Raw genomic sequence first — 18,866 nt, forward strand, 5'->3', positions numbered from 1 at the left:
CGTACCGACGCAGCCCGGTGCAGCGGCGCCGACTGACTCATCCCGCACGTATAAGTAGAGGTGAACGTAACTCGTAGCCGACGACTCATGCCCGAACACGAGATAGACGGACGCGAGTTCTCCGTGGACGCGGACTGGGACGCCCTCTTCATCGACGGCGAGTGGCGGGAGGTCCCGGACCGCGACCGGATGGACGTAGAGAACCCGGCGACCCGAGAGCTGTTCACGCAGGTGCCGGCGGGGACGGCGGCCGACGTCGACGACGCCTACGAGGCGGCGGTCGACGCCCAGGAGGACTGGGCGAACACGACGCCGGACGAGCGCGCCCGCGTGGTGCGGACGGCCGCGCAGCTACTCGACGACTACGAGGAGGAGATCTGCGAACTGCTCGCCGTGGAGAGCGGCGGGGCGCCGTCCCGGCAGGCCATCGAACACGGCGGCGCGGTGACGTTCGTCCACGACGCGGCGTCGTTCGCGTTCCGGATGTCCGGCCGGCACAACCAGTCGAAGATTCCGGGGAAGGAGAACATCGTGCGGCGCGAACCGAAGGGCGTCGTCGGCGTGATTTCGCCGTGGAACGTCCCGCTGAAGCTGTCGATTCGCGCGGTCGCGCCGGCCATCGCGACCGGGAACAGCGTCGTGTTGAAGCCGGCGGGCGAGACGCCGGTCACCGGCGGCCTCGTCATCGCGAAGCTGTTCGAGGCCGCGGGGCTGCCCGACGGCGTGCTGAACGTCGTCACCGGCCCCGGCTCCACCGCCGGCGACCGGACGGCGGCCCACCCCGACAGCGACGTCATCGCGTTCACCGGGTCGACCGAGGTCGGCCGGCTCGTCGGCCAGAACGCCATCGACCACTTCGCGCTGCCGGCGCTCGAACTCGGCGGCAACAACCCCCACGTCGTCCTGGAGGACGCCGACCTCGACCAGGCGGTCGACGCCGGCGTCTTCGGGTCGTTCTGGAACCAAGGGCAGGTGTGCATCAGCATCAACCGCCACCTGGTCCACGAGTCGCTGTACGACGAGTACGCGGAACGGCTCGCCGAGCGCGCCGCCGAACTCCCCATCGGCGACCCGCGTGACGACGACACGGTCATCGGCCCGATAATCAACGAGTCCCAGCGCGACGAAATCATCGACTACGTGGAGCGAACCGTCGAGGAGGGCGCGACGCTCGAAACCGGCGGCGGCCACGACGGCCTGTTCGTCGAGCCGACCGTCCTGACCGGCGTCACGAACGACATGGCGGCGGCGTGCAACGAGCACTTCGGCCCGGTCGCCCCCATCATTCCGTTCAGCACCGACGAGGAGGCCGTCGAACTGGCGAACGCGACGGAGTACGGCCTCGCCGGCTCGGTCCACTCGGCGGACCGCGGCCGCGCCCGCGACGTCGCCGACCAGATCGAGGTCGGGATGATGCACGTCAACGACCAGACGGTGAACGTCGAACCGCACGTCCCGTTCGGCGGGAAGAAGGACTCCGGGATGGGCCGCTACAACGGCGACTGGATCCTCCAGGAGTTCACCGAGGACTCGTGGACGTCCATCCAGCGCGAACCGCGCTCGTACCCGTTCTGACGGGGACGCAGCGCCCGACCTGACGGGCTCTTTTCCGCGACGACCGCGACGTCGAACGACGTCCGGCGCGCGTGCTGCGGCCACCAGTACTGTTAAATATTCGACCGTGGCTTGTTGAGCCATGGGTATAGATGCCGCAATCGTGGGTCCAGGGAACATCGGGACCGACCTGATGTACAAGATACTCGACCGGAGCGACACCATCGACGTCGCCCGGATGATCGGAATCTTCCCGGTCGAGGAATCGGAGGGGCTCCAGGCGGCGGTCGACGAGGGTATCGACGTCGGCACCGACGGCCTGGACAGCGTCCGCGAGCACGCCGACGAGTTCGACGTCGTGTTCGACGCGACCAGCGCCGCCGTCCACGAGCAGCAGGCGCCGGTGTACGAGGAACTCGACCTGTTCGCCATCGACCTGACGCCGGCCGCGGTCGGCCCGTACACGGTGCCGGTCGTCAACCTCGACGACGTCGTCGGCGACACCACCAACATCAACATGGTGACCTGCGGCGGGCAGGCGACCATCCCCATCGTCCACGCCGTGGACCGCATCGCTGACGTCCGGTACGCCGAGATGATTTCGCACATCGCCTCGAAGAGCGCCGGCCCCGGCACCCGGCAGAACATCGACAAGTTCACGCAGACGACGGCCGCCGGGCTGGAGGAGGTCGGCGGCGCCGACGAGGGGAAAGCCATCATCACGCTGAACCCGGCGGAGCCGCCGATCATGATGCGGAACACGGTGCACACGCAGGTCGCAGACACCGTCGACGTCGACGCGGTCCGCGACTCGGTCGGCCGGATGGAGGCGGAGATTCAGGGGTACGTCCCCGGCTACGACGTGACGCTCGAACCGGTCGTCAAAGACGAGTCCGACGTCGGGTTCGACCTCGGCGACACCGTCGTGTTGACGACGCAGCTCGAAGTGGAAGGCGAAGGCCAGCACCTCCCGCCGTACGCGGGGAACCTCGACATCATGACAAGCGCAGCACTCGGCGCGGCGGAACGAATCGTGGAACAGTCCGGTGAGCAGCGCGTCGTCGGAGGTGCGCTCGATGACTGAGTCGCCGCGGCTCGTCGACATGACGCTGCGCGACGGGATGCACGCCGTCGACCACCAGTTCACGCCCGACCAGATGCGGCGGGTCGCGGCCGCGCTCGACGACGCCGAGATGGACGTCGTCGAAGTGTCACACGGCGACGGCATGGGCGGCTCCTCCATCAACTACGGGATGGCGGCCGCCGACACCGAGGAGTACCTCGAAGCCGTCGCGCCCGAACTCACCGACACGAAGCTGTCGGTGCTGCTGCTCCCCGGCATCGGGACGGTCGAGGAGCTCGACATGGCCGCCGACCACGGCGCCGACATCTGCCGCATCGCCACGCACGTCACGGAAGCCGACGTCTCACAGGAGCACTTCGAGTACGTGACCGAGCGCGGGCTGGAGGCGAACGGCCTGCTGATGCTGTCGCACATGGCGGAGCCGGAGACGATTCTGGAGCAGGCGCAGCTGATGGAGGAGTACGGCGCCGACGCCGTCTACGTGATGGACTCCGCGGGCGCGCTGCTCCCCGACGGCGTCCGCGAGCGCGTCGAACTGCTCACGGACGAGCTGTCCATCGACGTCGGGTTCCACGCGCACAACAACATGGGGCTCGCCATCGGCAACACGCTGACCGCGCTCGATGCGGGCGCCGTCACCGTCGACGGCTGCCTCCGCGGGCTCGGCGCCGGCTCCGGCAACGCCCAGATGGAGGTGCTGGTGGGCGCGCTGGAGAAGGCCGGCTACGACGTCGGCCCGGACCTGTTCGGCGTCATGGACGCCGCCGAGGACGTCCTGCTGCCGATGCTGACCGAGGACACGATTCCGGAGCTCGACAACGACTCGCTCATCCTCGGGTACGCCGGCGTCTACTCGTCGTTCCTGCGGCACGCCCGCCGCGCCAGCGACCGGTACGGCGTCGACCCGCGCGAACTGCTCATCGAACTCGGCGAGATGGAGGTCGTCGGCGGCCAGGAGGACCTCATCACCGACGTCGCCTCACGGCTCGCCGAGGAGTCCGGGTCGCAGTCCGCCGCCGCCGAAGGCGACGACTGACGACGCCGACTCCGAGACGGCCCCTCCCATATCCCAGCCCGCCGGTCCGCGGCGTCGGTGCGGCGTCGCGGCCGGCGGCTGGTTCTCACGTCCGCGAGCCGCCGGCTTCGCGGTCGAAAGCGCGTCTCCGGCGCGGCGACGCCGCAGAAAAAGCAGTCCGGCCGGTGCCGGCTCAGTCGTCGAACTCTTCGACGAGTTCGACGCCGTAGCCGTCGGGGTCTTCGATGAACGCGACGCGGGCGTTGGCGCCCTCGGAGGTGAGCGGGCCGCGCCGGACGGTGCAGCCGGTCTCCTCGACGAGCCGTTCGACCTCGGCGTCGGTGTCGTCGACCGCGACCGCGACGTGGTCGTAGGCGGTGTCGTCGGTCGCCGGCGGCTCGCGGTCCGGGTCGTACTTGAACTGGATCTCCGTGTCGCTCTCGCCGGCGACGTAGACGTTCCGCGCGCCCTCGCCGCTGACGAACTCGCGGGTCTTCTCGAGGCCGAGCGCGTCGACGTAGAACGCGAGCGTCTCGTCGATGTCCGACACCCAGATTGCGCTGTGAAGCACGTCCATGCCCCACGGATGACCGTAATTTCGTATAAAACGACCGGATTCCGTGTCGTCGCCGGCGTCGACGACGGCTCACGGAACCGGGGCTCCTGTCGGTTCGCCGGCCGGCCGACCTGGCCGCGATGCCGGGGCAGGCGACGGCCACCGCCACGGCCATGCCTTCCGTGGTAACTGTTAACTGCACTTGCTCGAAACGGGAGTTCGTTCATGAGAGCAGCACGGCTACACCGGTACACGTCGAACGTCGGTGAGGCGTTCACCGTCGAGGACGTCGACCGGCCGGAGATCGCAGCGCCCGACGACGTCGTCGTCGAAGTGGCGGCTGCCGGGTGGTGTCACACCGACAACCACATCGTCGAGGGGGCGATGCGCGACATCGCGGACGCCGAACTGCCGTACACGCCGGGCCACGAGAACGCCGGCACCGTCACAGAGGTGGGAGACGCCGTCACGTCCGTCGAACCCGGCGACTCGGTCGTCGTTCATCCGCCGATGTCCTGCGGGACGTGCCGGGCGTGCCGGCAGGGCGAGGACATGCACTGCCCGGACCACGTGTTCACGGGGCTGGACACCGACGGCGGCTTCGCGGAGTTCCTGCGGACGAAAGCGCGGTCGGTCGTCCAGCTCGACGGGCTCGACCCGGTGGAGGCGGCGCCGCACGCGGACGCCGGGCTGACGGCGTACCGCGCGGTCAAGCGGGCGGCGGCCGACCTGGTCCCCGGCGACTACGCCGTGCTCGTCGGCATCGGCGGGCTCGGCCACATCGGCCTGCAGGCGCTGCACGCCATCAGCCCCGCGCGGACCATCGCGGTGGACGTGAAAGACGAGGCGCTCGCGCTCGCCGAATCGCACGGCGCGACCCACACCGTGAACGCCCGCGAGGCGGACGCCGCTGCGGTCGTCGACGACCTGACCGACGGCGGCGCCCGAACGGTGGTCGACTTCGTCGGCTCCGAGGACACGCTGTCGGACGGGCTCGGGATGCTGCGGACCGGCGGGGACCACCACGTCGTCGGCTACGAGGGCGACCTCCACGTCCCGGCGCAGGCGCTCGTCGGCCAGGAGGTGGACTTCCGCGGTACCCTCGTCGGGACGTACACCGAACTGCAGGAGCTCGTCGCGCTCGCCGAGGACGGCGAGATTTCGGTCCGGACGTCGACGCACGACCTCGGGGACATCAACGAGGTCGCGCGGCGGCTCCGCGACGGCGACGTCGAAGGCCGCGCCGTGTTCACTCCCTGAGTCGCCGTCGAGACGCCGCTTCCGAGCCGGTCGGCGGCGCGCACCCACCGCACCGAATGATTTATAATGTTATATAGATACTGACGATTGTCAGCCAATGACACGAAGACAGCGACGAGCGTTCCTCAGAGCCAGCGGCATCGCCGGCGTTTCAGCCATGACCGGACTCGCCGGCTGTACGCTCGGCGGGAACGACAGCGGCGACACGGACAGCACCCCCGACGGCGGCGGAGACAGCAGCGGCGGCGGCAGCAGCACCGACTCCGGCGGCGGGTCGAGCCAGGAGTCCATCACCATCGCGGCGACGGTGCCGCTCAGCGGCCAGTTCTCGTCGGTCGGCCAGGACCTGAAGCGCGGCTACGAACTCGGCGCCGCGCGGATGAACAACAACGACGAACTCGGCGACGTCAACCTCGTCCTGCAGGACGACCAGAGCGACCCGAAGACGGTCCGCGACAAACTCACCAAGATCATCTCGAACAACGACGTCGACATGATCTGGTCGACGTTCGCGGACCTCCTCGTCGGCAGCCAGATTCAGATCGCCGAGCAGAAGGGGATTCCACTCATCGCCATCGCGCAGTCGAACGAGAAGCTCCACACGAACAGCGGCACGAAGTGGCTGTTCTCGCCGTTCCCGCAGACGAGAGACCACGTCGCGTCCACCAAGCGCGTCCTCGACTCGATTCCGGAGGCCGACCGGCCGACGAACGTCGGGCTGTGGGTGCCGAACGAGTCGTGGAGCGTCGCGATGGCCGACGAGTGGGAGAAACAGCTCTCGGGCGACTACGACGTCGTGCTGCGCGAGACGCACCAGGTCGCGGCGAGCGACTTCTCGACGCTCATCCAGCAGTCGAAGAGCGCCGGCGTCGAGGCGCTGCTCGGCACCGAGACGCCGGTCGGCGGCATCACCGCGATGAAGCAGATCAACGAGGCGGACTTCTCCCCGAAGTTCCAGGAGTTCGTCCGCGCCGCCGACACCGTCGGCTGGAACTCCGCGCTCGGCGAGCAGGGTCGGTACGTCTGCATGAGTCCGGGCTGGGTACCTGGCCTCACCGGCAACGGCAACGCGGATCTCGTGCAGTCGTACCACGACGCCTACGACGTCGGCTCCGGCGAGACGCTCCCGGTGATGGTCGGCGCCACGTACAACGCGACGCAGGTCGCAGAGCAGGCGTTCCTCGAAGCCGGCACGACCGACAAGGCCGCGGTCCAGGAGACGCTCCGCTCCGGCACCTTCACGTCGGTCTGCGGCGAGTTCAGCTTCGACGACGTGGGCCGCCCCGTCGACTTCGTCGCGCCGATGGGCCAGTGGCAGGAGGGCGCACAGCACCTCGTCTATCCGGAGACGGACGGCGAGGAGTACCGCGACCTCGTCTACCCGATTCCGACCTGAAACGACCGCCGACGGCACCGCCGGAACCGCACCGACGACGCACACCAGCGGCGAAACAGCAGCGCCACAGCACCGACGAACAGCCATACTCCCGGCCATCTTTCTTCGCCGCCGACCGCTCCTCGGAGCGACGCAGCCACGCTCCGCGCCGTCGGACGCCGACGACGCGCGAGCGGTGTCCGCCCGCGACGGGCGGCCAGCGAGCCGACATCGGCCCGGTTTTCGTCGCCACCGCCGCCCCACTTCCGCCGATATAATCTTTCTCCTGACACTTCCCCGAACATGGTCGGCGGTGCGTCGTCGCCGGCGTCGCATCGCCCCCGCGGCGCACTGTCGTCCCAAAACATATATGATGGTTTAGTCTGGAGTAGTCGTTGATTGTCGATGAGGGACACGACCGCAGCGAGGGCAGCATCACGTACAGCAGACGCGCGGACGGGGCGGGGAGCCGTCGCCGGAGGGCTCCGATGACCGCGCACGGCGCGCCGGTCGCGAAACTCGGCCACGTCGCCGCGCACACGCCGGACCTCGACGAGTCGGTGTGGTTCTTCCGGGACGTCCTCGGGTTCCAGCTCACCGAGCGAGCGGACGGCGTCGCGCACTTCCGCGGCCTCCGCGACTGGGAGCACCACACGCTCAGCATCATCGAGTCCGGCCAGACCGGCGTCGACCACGTCGCCTTCCGGATGGTGAGCCAGGAGGCGCTCGACGACCTCGCAGAGCGGCTGGAGGCCGACGGCGACGACGTCACGTACGTCGACGAGGGCGACGAGCGCGGACAGGGCGAAGCCATCCGCGTCGAGAAGTTCGGCCACCCGTACGAGTTCTACTACGACGTCGAGAAGCCGGAGGCGCCGAAGGAGAAGCGGTCCCGGCTGAAAAACCGCGTGTACGGCGAACACGTCGGGAACCGGATTTCGCCGCGCCGCATCGACCACGCACACGTCCAAGACTCCGTGTCGCCGGCGCACGCCGAGTGGCTGCAGGAGGCGCTCGGCTTCCAGATCAACGAGCAGTACCGGACGAACGACGACGAACTGTGGGGCTGGTGGTTCTCCGTGACGCCGCTGCCGCACGACTTCGCCATCCACCGGCTGCCGGAGGGAGAGGCGCCGCAGTTCGACCACGTCTCGTACCACCTCGACAGCCTGCAGGACCTCTGGGAGGCCGCGAACGTCCTCGCGGAACACGGCATCGAGCCGGACGGCGGCCCCGGCAAACACGCCATCACGAGCGCGAACTTCCTGTACGTCTCCGACCCGGCGAGCGAGCTCTGCATCGAGTTCTTCGCCGGCCCCGGCTACCTCAACTTCGAGCCGGACTGGGAGCCGATCGAGTGGACCGAAGCCGAAATCGGCGGCGAAACCAGCCACCAGTGGATCGGGCAGGGGCCCGGCTGGGAAGGGCTCGACTACCCCGACGAGTAACCCGGAGCCGACCCGTTTTCCGCGGTCGCCGTCGGCAGTTCAGCGACGCGCCTACGAGTTCCTCAGCGGCAGCCGACGACCGGTCGTTCAGCAGCTGCGACTCGGCGGCGAGAACAGAAGTATCGACCCGGGCCCCGAGGCCGGCGAGTCAGATGATGCTGTGGAGGTTGCCGGCGAAGATGTCCTCGCGGGCGTCCTCGTGGACGTCCATGTCGTTGACGGCGTCGATGGAGACGTCGATTGTGCGGCGGCCGCGCTCCGGGCTGAACGGGTAGTCCGTCCCGAAGATGACGTTGCTCGACCCGAAGAAGGAGTCGGCGCACTCCAGCGCCGAGACGGAGCCGGAGACGGCGGTGTCGGCGTAGAAGTCCTTGAAGTAGTCGGCGGCGGGGCGGTCGAGGACGGCGGCGTTCTCGTGGAAGCTGGCGTAGTTGTCCGGGTACGCCTGCCGCTGCTCGTAGAACATCGCGATGCGCTCGCCGTAGTACGGCACCATGCCGCCGCCGTGGTGAGACACCAGTTTCAGGTCCGGGTAGGCGTCCATGACGCCGCCGAACACGAGCCGCGACAGCGCCAGCGTCGTGTCGAACGGCCAGCCGAACAGCCGGTGTTCCATGTACTCGGACGCCCAGTCGTACCACTCCCAGAGCTGCGGATGCATCCACAGCGGCGTGTCCGTCGCCTCCGCCTTCTCGAACAGCGGCCAGAACACGTCGTCGTCGAGCGGCCGGCCCTCCACGTTCGAGAATATCTGGACGCCCGCCATGTCGAGGTCGTCGACGCAGCGGTCGAACTCCGCGAGGAACTCCTCGCTCACCATCGGCAGCGTCGCCACCGGGATGAAGTCGTCCGGGTGTTCGTCGGCCAGCCGCCGAATCTCGTCGTTCGCCAGCCGCGTCAGCTCCAGCGCCAGGTCGTGGTCCATCCCGCGGAACACGGTCGGCAGCGCGAGCGTGATGACCTGCTTGTCGACGCCGTAGTCCGCCATGTCCTCCTTCCGCTTGTCGATGCCGAACAGGAACTCCGGCCGGCCGGACAGCCCCTGGAAGCCGTACTTGTCCACGAGCGCGTCGTAGAACGGCTCGGTCAGGATGTGGGTGTAGCCGTCGATGATTTCGGGCACGACTGACGGTATCGACAACACCGGCATAGTTCTTTGGCTCTCCGCGGCGCGCGTCGCCCCCGGCGGATTCCCGCGGACTACCGACAACGACGACGCCAGAAAAGCGTGGTCCGGCGAGTCGTCGCCGGCTCAGCCGTCAGTCGCGTCGCGTTCGGCGGCCTCCGCCTCGAACCGGGAGCGGTGTTCGTCGAGGACGGCGCGGCGCCGCCGTTTCGCCTCGTCGCTCATCAGCTCCTCGGTCCACTCGAAGCCGCCGTCGGTGGTGAGGTCGACGGAGTCGACGCCGGGGAGGTCGCCGACGGCCGACTCGACCTCCTCGGCGAAGTACGGAACCATGTGGCACAGCGGCGTCGTCAGCCGCATCTCCACGTCGACGTGGCGGTCCGCGACGTCGACCGACTTCACCAGCCCCATCTCGACGATGTCGAGGTTCGACCCGGTCGCCGCGCTGCACGGGTCGACGACCGATTCGAGCGCCTCGCGGACGCGGTCCGGGCCCGGTGCCGCGTCGCCGTCATCGGCGCCGGTGTCGTCGCCGTCCACGTCGGGGTTCGACGCCGGGGCGCTCATTCCGCCACCTCGAACTCCGTCGTCGACCACGGCTCGTCCGCGAGTTCGACGTCGCTGTACTCGTCGTCGCGGGTCTGCCGTTCGAGTTCGTCGATGTCGAAGCCGTGCGCTTCCGCGAAGTTCTCGCCGAGAATCTTCCGTTTGTCCTCCTGGGTAATCTGGAAGCTACCGCTGAAGCTCTCCATCTCCGGGAAGTCGTACTCCCAGAACCGTTCGAGCAGCAGCTGCGGGTGGAAGTGCGGCGCGCCGGTCCCCCACAGAATCTTGTCGATGGCCTGTTTGCCGCCGCCGAACAGCAGGTCTTGCATCGCGTCCGCGAACGACGTCGGCGTCGTCACGATCTCGGTCAGCGTCAGTTCCAGGTTCACGTAGACGTTCGGGTGGCGCGCGATCTGCCACCCGGTCTCCTCGGCGAACGTCAGGCCGCCGTGGACGATTTCGAAGTTCAGCTCCGGGAAGCTGGCCGCCGCCTCCTCGACGTCGCCGACCTCGTACGACTCCGCCGGAACGGCGCCGAACGGGAACGCCTTGTGGACGGCGACGACGTCCAGGCCGAGGTCCGCCGCGTGCTGCCACAGCGGGAACGCCACCTCCGGGTCGTCCATCTTGAAGCCGTGGTGCTCGCCGTCCTGCTCCCAGTACGACGGGTACACCTTGACGCCGTGCGGGTCGAACTCCTCGACCTGCCGCGTGAGTTCCGCCTGCGGGTCGTCCATCCCGATGGCGTCGATGCTCGCCAGCGCCGACGCCCGCGTCGGGTTCCGCTCGACGAACTGCTTCGCCTTCTCCTCGGCGGTCAGCCCGTCGTGGAACACCGTAATCGACTGCGGGTGGAAGTTCGCGAAGTCCGTCTGGCTCTCGCGGAACAGCGCGTTCTCGGTGTTCTGAACCGGCCAGTCGCCGAGGAACGACTCCCTGGTGCGCTCGTACCCCGCCGGCATCTGCTGTTCGAGGCCGACGCCGATCTCCGCGATCTGCTCGGCGTACCGCGGCACCCGGAAGTTCGACTCGGTCTGGTTGTACGCGTGCGTGACCGCGTCGATCACGAACACGTCGTCTAACGTTACCATACCACTCGGCTCTGGTTCCACCTAAATATGTATTGTGGTGAAAATTCGCGATAGTTCCGTAGGAGAATCGAGCGACGGCGAACCGAACCGGCCCACGCTCACGGCGACCGCCGCCGCTGACCTCGAAGCGCCACTCGCCAACCCTACGTCGCATCAGGAGCGCTGGGAATCCACGTGGCGAGGCCTAACATAACAATCAGAAGTATATAACAGAATGTGTATAATATTGTCTCTTCGAGTAATTGCCTGTTATTACCGATTCGTGGTTTAGAGCCCAGAATCCCGGAATATATGCCTCCTCAACGAGTACATCACGGCAGTCGCAGTCACACGACGAGCCGAGACAAATATTCCAAAGACGAATACTTAGCGCTTGAACCCCCGATATACTCCATATTTAAGATTCCGCGTTCGCATCCACGAAAACCGAGACGAAGCGTCAGGTTTCGTTGTTATCTAGTATAGAGACAGATATTCGATGGGTATTCCGAGGAGGTTCGGTGGCTGGCCGATGCTTCGGCCGCGCCTCCCCGAGTAGAATCAATACTGTTCACATACGAAATTTTATAGTGTGGTAGGTGACAGACGGCGTATGCAATCGACCGACCGGCGGGACGTGCCGCCGCCACCGCCGCCCGGTGACCCGGACGCGTGGTACGCGCCGGACGTGCACGAACAGTACGCTGTGCATCCGGGCGTCGTCGCGACGGTTCGCTCCGACGACGCAGCCGCCGACGCATCAGTCGCCACACACGCGAACGGAGACGGCGGCGGCGACAGCGACGCAGAAACCGCCGGCGACGTGGTCCGCGGCGCCGGCCGGACGTTCCGGTACGAGACCCGCGAGCCGACGCTGGGCGTCGTCGGCGACGCCGCGACGCGGCGCGTCGCCGCTCACTTCGACGCCGGGCAGCACCGCCGGCCGCTGACGCGGGCCGGCGCCGTCGACCGCGCCGCGCGCGGCTTCGAGCCGAAGTACGAGCGCGCAATCGACCGCCTCGTCGACGCCTCGCCGGCGCTCCGCCGCCGCATCGACTACCACGCGCTCCGGGAGTTCCGGCTGCTCGACGACGTGACGCCGCTCGCGCTCGACGACCGAATCGAGGTCGCCGACGCGGGCGGCCCGGCCGACGACGGCGCCCTCGTCGTCCACACCGCGGACTTCGCGCCGGTCCGAACCGACGTCTCCGTCGACGCGCCGTACGCCGGCCGCGTCGCCAGCGAGCGGCTCCGGCTGTACACCGTCCGGTTCGACGCGTTCGCCGTCGACGTCGAGGTGTACCGCGACCACCTGCTCGGCGACGACCGGTTCACCACGAAGTACGCGGTCCGGGAGCCGCCGCTGCTGCCCGGCGACGCGGCGCTCATCGACGAGTGCAAAGAGCGCATCTGGGAGGCCAACGTCGACTCCGTCGTCGACGACAGGGCGGCGCTCGTCGACGAACGCACCCGACGGTTCCTCTCGCGGCGCCTCACCGCCCGGAACACGCGGGCGTGGCTGGCCGCCGCGCGGTACCGCGTCCGCGACGCGCTCTCGGAGTACGGGCTGTCGGTGCCCCCGGTCGACTCCCGGTTCGCCGCAGACCGCCTCGACGACCTGACGTACTACGTGATGCGCGACTTCGTCGGCGAAGGCATCCTGACGGTGCCGCTCCGCGACCCGCACCTCGAGGACGTCGAGGCGAACCGGGTCGGCGAGCGCGTCAAGGTGGTGCCGCGCCGGGACGTCGCGGCTGACGGCCGCGTCCCGACGAACCTCGCGTTCGACGACGAGGCGCAGTTCGTGAACGTCGTCACGCAGCTCGCCGCGATGGACGGGACGGAGCTGAACGCGTCGACGCCGAGCGCGAAAGTCAACCTGAATTTGCCCGGCGTCTCCGACACCATCCGCGCCGCGGTCGCGCTCCCCGTCATCTCCGAGGGCGGCCCGCACCTGTCCGTGCGGAAGCAGTCCAGCGACGTCCTGACGCCCGCCGACCTGGTCGCCGACGACGCGGTGTCGACGGAGCTGGTGACGCTGCTGTGGCTGCTGTACGAACACGGCGGCGTCGTGCTGTTCTCCGGGCCGACCGGCGCCGGCAAGACGACGCTTCTCAACGCCCATACGCCGTTCATCCCGTTCGATTCGCGGCCGATCTCGATAGACGAGGGGAGCCGCGAGGTGCGGCTGCCGCACGAGACCGGGGTGTCGCTGACGACGCGCGACCACGAGAACGAGTACAAGCGCGTGACGATGGCGGACCTGATGACCGAGACGAACTACCTCAACCCGGACGTCGAGGTCATCGCGGAGATAAACACGCCGGCGTCGTTCCGGACGTTCGCGGAGACGCTGAACACCGGCCACGGCGTGCTCGGGACGACGCACGCCGAGACCGTGGAGACGCTGGTGAACCGCGTCATCGAGCAGGGGCTCCCGTCGTACCTGCTCGGCGAAATCGACCTCGTGGTGTTCCCGCACCACGTCGACGGCGACCGGTACGTGAGCGAGGCCGTCGAGCTCGCGTCGACGCCGGCGTTCGACGACTGCGGCGGCGCGGGCGGCGTCGTCGAGAAGAACGACACGGCGGTCTACTGGAACCGCGTCGTGGACCGCGGCCCCGACGGGTCGTTCTCGCACGCGTACAGCCACCCCGAACTCGGCGACGCGGTCCGCCGCGTCGACCACCGCGTGTTCCACCGGCTCGCGCGCCGAACCGACCGCGCCGTCGACGACGTCGAAGCCGAGTTCCGCCGGAAACACCGGTACGTCAGGTACCTCGTCGAGGCGGGCGTCACGGACTTCGAGGAGACGTTCGACTTCCTCGCCGACCTCCGGACCGACGAGGCCGCGACCGTCGAACGGGTCCGCCGCACGCTCGCCGAGCGGGGCGGAGGGGGCGCGGACGCGGACCCAGGTCCGGGGGCAGACCCGGAGACGGACACGGGTCCGGAACCGGACACCGACCATGCTGCCACCGACGGCGGCCTGCCCGGAGACGGCGACTCGTCGGAGGCGGAGGGGGACGGTGACTGAGCACGCCGGCGGCGCCGTCGAGTCGGGGGGCGACGCGGCGAGCTACCGGCTCTCGGTTCCGGACCGGGCGCTGTACGCGCTGTTCGCCCGGCACGCGGACGCCGGGCGGCACGCCGTCGACCGGAAGCGGTCCCGCGGCGCGGCGATGCGGACGAGCTTCGACGTGTTCCTCGCGCGGACGTACGGCCTGTCGTGGCTGGTCTGTCTCGCCGTGGCGACGTGGCTGTTCGTGGTGCTGTCGGCGCTGCCGGCGGCGACGCTCGCCGCCGCGGCCGACGTCGTCGCTGCGACCGGCGTCCCAGTGCCGGCGATACCGCGGCTGTACGCGACCGGCGCGGTCGCCGCGGGCGTCGCGCTCGCCGCAAAACGCGCGACGATTCGGCTCGCCGGGACGTACCTGCGGTTGCGCGTCTCCGCTCGCCGGACCGGCATCGACCGGACGCTTCCCGGCGCGGCGCGATACCTGCACGCGCTCTCGTCGGGCAGCGACGGACCGCGCGAGATGCTGCGGCGCGTCGCCGAAAACGACGCGTACGGCGAGACCGCGGTGTCGTTCCGGGCGGCGCTGAACACGACGACGCTGACCGGGAGCCTCCGCGCAGGGCTCGGCCGGGTCGCCCGCGACACGCCGTCGCGGAACGCGCTGGCGCCGTTCCTTTTAAAGTTCCGCGAACACGCCACGCAGGGCGACGACGCGCTGTCGAACTACCTCCGGCTCGAGTCGCGGATGCTCGGCCACCGACGCGAACGGGCCCGCGACCGCAACGCGGACTTCATGGAGCTCGTCGCGGAGCTGTTCGTCGTCATGCTGGTGCTACCGGCGCTGCTCGTCGTCGTGTTGACGGTGCTGAGCGTGCTGGCGCCGGGGCTGTCGGAGGCGGTCGTGACGCCGCTCGGCACGACGACGCTGCGCGCGCTCGTCGTGTACGGCGCCGCCGCGTTCGTGCTCGCCGTCGGCGCCGGGGCGGCCGCGATGGTCGGCCGGCTCCGGCCGTCCGACCAGCACGTCTCCTACCGCGCCCCGCGGACGCCGGCGGCGCTGCTTCGCGCGGCGCCGTCGAACCCCGCGGCGGCCGCAGCGGTCCTGCTGGCGCCGGCCGTCGCGGCGACCGCCGCGCTGTGGTCGGCGCTCGACGACCCGGTGAACGCGCTGCTGCTCGGCTACGCCGCGTACGCGCTCCCGGTCGGCTTCGTGTCCGTGCGGCGCGCGCGGCTCGACGACGCCAAGGACCGCGAAATCAAGGACTTCGTCCACGCCGTCGCGGGCCACGTCGGCCTCGGTCGGCCCCTGCCGGCCGCCGTCGAACACGTCGCCAGCGACGTCGACCTCGGGCCGCTGAACCCGGACGTCGCCGACCTGGCGTTCAACCTCACGCTCGCCGGGCGGGCCGGCGGCGACCTCAGGACCGACGCGCTGGAGCGGTTCGTCGACCGGGTCGGCACGCCGCTGGCGGCACAGACGATGGGGCTCGTGACGGGCGCGCTCGACGCCGGCAGCGACGCGGAGGCCGTCTTCGAGACGCTGCAGACCGAAATCGGCCGGCTGCACCACGAAAAGCAGGCGCTCCGCGGGAACATGCAGGTGTACGTCGCGGTCGGCTGGACGACGGCGCTGCTCGTCGTCGCTATCGTGGTCGGGCTCGACGTCACGGTCATCGGCGGCTTCACGGACCTCGCCGGGCTCGCCAGCGTCGGCGGCGCGGGGTCGCTGAACCCGGACGCCGTCGACCCGGCGCGCGCCCGGCGGCGGTTCTACGTCGTGACGCAGGCGACCGTGTTGGCGTCGGGGCTGTTCGCCGGCGCCGCCGAGCGCGGCGGCTACGCGATGCTGCTCCACTCCGGAGCGCTGGTCGTCCTGTGCTACCTCGGGTTCGCGGGCGCGGGGCTGGCATGAACCGGCGGGCGCAGTCGCACGTCGTCGGCGTCGCGCTACTGCTCGGCGTCACGGCGCTGTCGCTCGCCGCGCTGACCGCCACCATCGGCGCCATCGTCGACGAGAACGCCGCCGGCGTCGACGCGGACCGGGTCGCGGCCGACGTCGACGCGGCGCTCGCACCGGCGGCGGTCACCGGGCCGCACAGCGGCCGCGTCGCGTTCACCGCCGGCCGCCTGCACACGGAGCCGCGAACCGTTCGGCTGCTCAACGACTCCGGCGTCGTCGCCGCGGTACCGGCGGACGCGCTGGTGTACGACGCCGGCTCCCACCGGGTCGCGTTCCTCGGCGGAGCGATGGTCCGCGGCCGCCCGGGCAACGCGGTCGTCACCGGCGACGCGCCGGTCGCGGTCTCTGCCGGCACCGTCGTGGTCGGCGTCGCGGCGCTCGGCGGCGAACGCGTCGACGTGTCCGGCGACGGCCGACTCACGCTCTCCACGCGGGTGAGCCACGACCGGACGTCGATGCCGCGTGGGAACTGGCGCGTCGCCGTCGAAACCGCGACGCCGGCGGCGTGGGAGCGCTACTTCGGCCGGTTCGGCGCGTCCGTCGACCGGCGCGACCTCGACGGCGACGGCGACGCCAGCGTCGTCGCGTCCTTCCCGGGGGAGCGGCGCGCGCACCTCGTCGTCCACCGGCTCCGCCTGGAGGTGTACGGCAGTGCGTGACCGACGCGCCGTCACGCCGGCCGTCGCGAAGACGCTCGAACTCGGCGTCGTCCTGCTGTTCATCGGCGCGGTCTCCGCGTCGCTGGTGGGCGGCGTCGCGCCGGAGTACCGGGCCGCCGCGGGCGACGAGGCGGCCGGCCGTGTCGTCGCCGCCGCGGCGACGCACGTCGAGGCCGCGGTGCCGGTTCCGGTCGACGCGTCCGCCGTCAGCGTCGAACGGCGCGTCGACCTGCCGCCGACGATTGCCGGCGCGGCGTACCGCGTCGTCGCCGACGGCGGACGGCTCACGCTCTCGCACCCGAATCCGGGCGTCGCGGCGTCGACGCCGCTCGCGCTCCCCGACCGAGTCGTCGTCGACGGGACGTGGGAGAGCGGCGCGGAGACGGTGGTCACAGTCGAATCGTCCGCGAACCGACTGCGCGTCCGGCTGGTGAGCAGATGAGCAGGCAGCGCTCCGCCGTCGGATTCCCGGCCGGGGGCCGCGGGCAGGCGTCGCTGCTCGCGCTCGCGGCGGCGCTCGTCGCGCTGACCGCCGCAATCGGCCTGTCGGTCGCGTTCGCGGACGCGGCGCTCGCGAGCGCGGACCGCTCCCCGGTGGAGCGCCGCGCGGCGGTGACGGCCACCGACCGGGTCGTCGCGCCGGATTCGCCGCTGACGCGTCGGGCGAACGTCCTCGACCGCGGCGCCGTCGACGCGCTCACCGCGGACGCGCTCGTCGACCTCGTCCCGCCGCTCGCCGACGCGGCGTTCCGGGTTCGGCTCGGCGGCCGAACCGTCGTCGAACGCGGCGACCCGGTCGGCGGCACGGCGTTCCGCCGCATCGTCCTCGTCGCCGCCGACGCCGAACGCACCCGCAGCATCGACGCCGCCGCCGGCGCCGTGACGCTCCCGCGCCGCACCGGGACGCTCCGGTTCGACTTCACGGACTCCGACGTCGAGACGGTCCGGGTGAACGGCCGCGTCGTCCTCCACCGCGACGGCGGACTCGCCGGCACCGAATCCGTCGCAGTCTCCCGGTTCGAGACGGCTCGCATCACGGTGGATGGGAACGCGACCGGGACGATCCGGGTGTCGTCGTACCCGGAGCGGACCGTGAAGGCGACCCTGGAGGTGACCGTCGATGCCTGACCGGGACCGGGGGCAGCTCTCGCTGCCGGCGCTCGAAGCCGCCGTCGGCGTCGCGCTGCTGCTCGCCGTCACCGCCGGGTTCGGCGTGGCGCTCCCCGACGCCTGCACCGCGGAGGCGCAACTCGACGCGTACGCCGCCGACGCCGCGACGGTTCTCGCCGAGGAACCACCGCGGCACGTCGACGCGTCGCGGCTCGCGGAAGCCGGAGCGTCGGCCGCCGCGTTCGACCGGGAGCGCGACGCGCTGCGGCACCGAGTCGAACGCATCCTCGGCGACAACCTCATGTTCCGGGTGGAGACCGCGTACGGTGCCGTCGGCTTCGAGCGGCTGCGCCGCGTCCCTATCGGTCGAGCGGTGGTGCCGACCGGAAGCGGCGAGGTGACCATCGAGGTGTGGTTCGCGTGACCGCCGGCGAACCAGCGGGCGGCGGCCGGAGTCGCGGGCAGTTGGTGCTGGTCGCCGCGGCGGTCGTCGCGGTCGCGCTCGTCCCGATGACGTTCGCGTATCTGTCGCTGAGCGCGCACCCCGACGTCGACGCCGACGCGGCGTCCCGGCCGGGGGCGTCGACGGTGCCGGCGGTCGAGCGCGCCGTCGCGAACGCCTCCCGCGGCGTCTCCGGGTCGTATCCCGCGTCCGACCGTGGCGCCGCGCTCGACGCGTTCGACGCCGCCGCCGCCGGAGACCTTCGCGCCATCGAGCGGTCGCGGCTCCGCGAATCCGTCGCGGTCGACGTCGCCCGGAACGCCTCCGCGGCCGCGACGTGGTCGGCGACGAACTGCCCGGGCGGCCCGAACCGCGAGTTCGGGGGCTGTGCGGCGACCGACGGCGTCGTCACGCAGCGACGCGTCGGCGACGTTCACGTCGTCGCGGTCGCGGTGACCGTGACCGTGACCGAGCCGCGCGGCGTCTCGCGACTCACCGTCGTCGTCACGGTTCCGTGACTCGACGCCCCGGTCGGCCCGGCCCGTCGGTTCGCCGATAGCCGGGTGCCGGTTCGCCGGAGACGATAGAGATTCCGCGGAAGATGCGGCCGGGGCGACGAGAAGGAGGAGTAGATTCTTCCGG

At 70.2% G+C, this 18,866-nt stretch carries 17 protein-coding genes; 13 read left to right on the top strand and 4 right to left on the bottom strand.

Annotated features, from left to right (window positions below):
• Positions 1-87 precede the first annotated feature (87 nt).
• The 3 genes from ACQUS7_RS14115 (at position 88) to dmpG (ending at position 3,674) form a co-directional block, all read left to right on the top strand.
• The gene (locus ACQUS7_RS14115; protein WP_435147857.1) at positions 88-1,575 is read left to right on the top strand and encodes an aldehyde dehydrogenase family protein; all 1,488 of its coding nucleotides are present in this window, start codon (positions 88-90) and stop codon (positions 1,573-1,575) included.
• A 121-nt stretch (positions 1,576-1,696) separates the two neighbouring features.
• Positions 1,697-2,638, top strand: a complete 942-nt coding sequence (locus ACQUS7_RS14120; RefSeq protein WP_435147859.1) for an acetaldehyde dehydrogenase (acetylating) — start codon at positions 1,697-1,699, stop codon at positions 2,636-2,638.
• A complete protein-coding gene (gene dmpG, locus ACQUS7_RS14125) occupies positions 2,631-3,674 on the top strand; it encodes a 4-hydroxy-2-oxovalerate aldolase (RefSeq protein ID WP_435147861.1) in 1,044 nt (347 codons plus the stop codon). Before ACQUS7_RS14120 ends, dmpG begins: the two co-directional genes overlap by 8 nt.
• Before the next feature lie 172 nt (positions 3,675-3,846).
• Here dmpG and ACQUS7_RS14130 read toward each other — a convergent pair whose 3' ends face one another.
• Positions 3,847-4,230, bottom strand: coding sequence for a VOC family protein (locus ACQUS7_RS14130; RefSeq protein ID WP_435126969.1), 384 nt, complete (start codon positions 4,228-4,230; stop codon positions 3,847-3,849).
• Between the two features lie 204 nt (positions 4,231-4,434).
• On the opposite strand from ACQUS7_RS14130, the gene ACQUS7_RS14135 reads away from it, so the two are divergent.
• The 3 genes from ACQUS7_RS14135 (at position 4,435) to ACQUS7_RS14145 (ending at position 8,292) form a co-directional block, all read left to right on the top strand.
• A complete protein-coding gene (locus tag ACQUS7_RS14135) occupies positions 4,435-5,469 on the top strand; it encodes an NAD(P)-dependent alcohol dehydrogenase (protein WP_435147864.1) in 1,035 nt (344 codons plus the stop codon).
• Positions 5,470-5,566: 97 nt separating this feature from the next.
• Positions 5,567-6,865 carry an ABC transporter substrate-binding protein gene (locus ACQUS7_RS14140; protein WP_435147866.1) on the top strand — a complete coding sequence of 433 codons (1,299 nt, stop codon included), beginning with the start codon at positions 5,567-5,569 and terminating at the stop codon, positions 6,863-6,865.
• A gap of 467 nt (positions 6,866-7,332) precedes the next feature.
• Positions 7,333-8,292 (top strand): VOC family protein, encoded by a 960-nt coding sequence (locus ACQUS7_RS14145; protein WP_435147868.1) that lies wholly within the window; start codon positions 7,333-7,335, stop codon positions 8,290-8,292.
• Between the two features lie 148 nt (positions 8,293-8,440).
• Here ACQUS7_RS14145 and ACQUS7_RS14150 read toward each other — a convergent pair whose 3' ends face one another.
• The 3 genes from ACQUS7_RS14150 to ACQUS7_RS14160 form a co-directional block, all read right to left on the bottom strand.
• A complete protein-coding gene (locus ACQUS7_RS14150; RefSeq protein ID WP_435126961.1) occupies positions 8,441-9,415 on the bottom strand; it encodes an amidohydrolase family protein in 975 nt (324 codons plus the stop codon).
• Positions 9,416-9,544: 129 nt separating this feature from the next.
• Positions 9,545-9,985 (bottom strand): metal-sulfur cluster assembly factor, encoded by a 441-nt coding sequence (locus tag ACQUS7_RS14155; RefSeq protein ID WP_435147870.1) that lies wholly within the window; start codon positions 9,983-9,985, stop codon positions 9,545-9,547.
• Complete coding sequence (locus ACQUS7_RS14160; protein ID WP_435126957.1) at positions 9,982-11,055, bottom strand: amidohydrolase family protein; 1,074 nt, start codon at positions 11,053-11,055, stop codon at positions 9,982-9,984. Before ACQUS7_RS14160 ends, ACQUS7_RS14155 begins: the two co-directional genes overlap by 4 nt.
• 592 nt (positions 11,056-11,647) lie before the next feature.
• On the opposite strand from ACQUS7_RS14160, the gene ACQUS7_RS14165 reads away from it, so the two are divergent.
• Genes ACQUS7_RS14165 through ACQUS7_RS14195 form a run of 7 tightly spaced genes read left to right on the top strand, consistent with a single transcriptional unit; the run spans position 11,648 to position 18,742 of the window.
• Complete coding sequence (locus ACQUS7_RS14165) at positions 11,648-14,071, top strand: type II/IV secretion system ATPase subunit (protein ID WP_435147872.1); 2,424 nt, start codon at positions 11,648-11,650, stop codon at positions 14,069-14,071.
• Entirely contained in the window at positions 14,004-15,965 is a 1,962-nt protein-coding gene (locus ACQUS7_RS14170) for a type II secretion system F family protein (RefSeq protein WP_435147874.1), read from the top strand. Before ACQUS7_RS14165 ends, ACQUS7_RS14170 begins: the two co-directional genes overlap by 68 nt.
• Complete coding sequence (locus tag ACQUS7_RS14175; RefSeq protein ID WP_435147876.1) at positions 15,962-16,672, top strand: DUF7289 family protein; 711 nt, start codon at positions 15,962-15,964, stop codon at positions 16,670-16,672. The genes ACQUS7_RS14170 and ACQUS7_RS14175 overlap by 4 nt, the downstream gene beginning before the upstream one ends.
• Positions 16,665-17,114: a DUF7266 family protein gene (locus tag ACQUS7_RS14180; RefSeq protein WP_435126950.1), complete on the top strand. Its 450-nt coding sequence runs from the start codon at positions 16,665-16,667 to the stop codon at positions 17,112-17,114. The genes ACQUS7_RS14175 and ACQUS7_RS14180 overlap by 8 nt, the downstream gene beginning before the upstream one ends.
• Positions 17,111-17,800 (top strand): DUF7263 family protein, encoded by a 690-nt coding sequence (locus ACQUS7_RS14185; RefSeq protein WP_435126949.1) that lies wholly within the window; start codon positions 17,111-17,113, stop codon positions 17,798-17,800. Before ACQUS7_RS14180 ends, ACQUS7_RS14185 begins: the two co-directional genes overlap by 4 nt.
• Positions 17,793-18,206, top strand: coding sequence for a DUF7262 family protein (locus ACQUS7_RS14190; RefSeq protein ID WP_435126947.1), 414 nt, complete (start codon positions 17,793-17,795; stop codon positions 18,204-18,206). The genes ACQUS7_RS14185 and ACQUS7_RS14190 overlap by 8 nt, the downstream gene beginning before the upstream one ends.
• Complete coding sequence (locus ACQUS7_RS14195) at positions 18,194-18,742, top strand: DUF7261 family protein (protein WP_435126945.1); 549 nt, start codon at positions 18,194-18,196, stop codon at positions 18,740-18,742. Before ACQUS7_RS14190 ends, ACQUS7_RS14195 begins: the two co-directional genes overlap by 13 nt.
• The last annotated feature ends 124 nt before the right edge of the window (positions 18,743-18,866 follow it).

It is taken from the genome of Halobaculum sp. P14 (assembly GCF_051195155.1).
Lineage (GTDB): Archaea > Halobacteriota > Halobacteria > Halobacteriales > Haloferacaceae > JBNTKA01.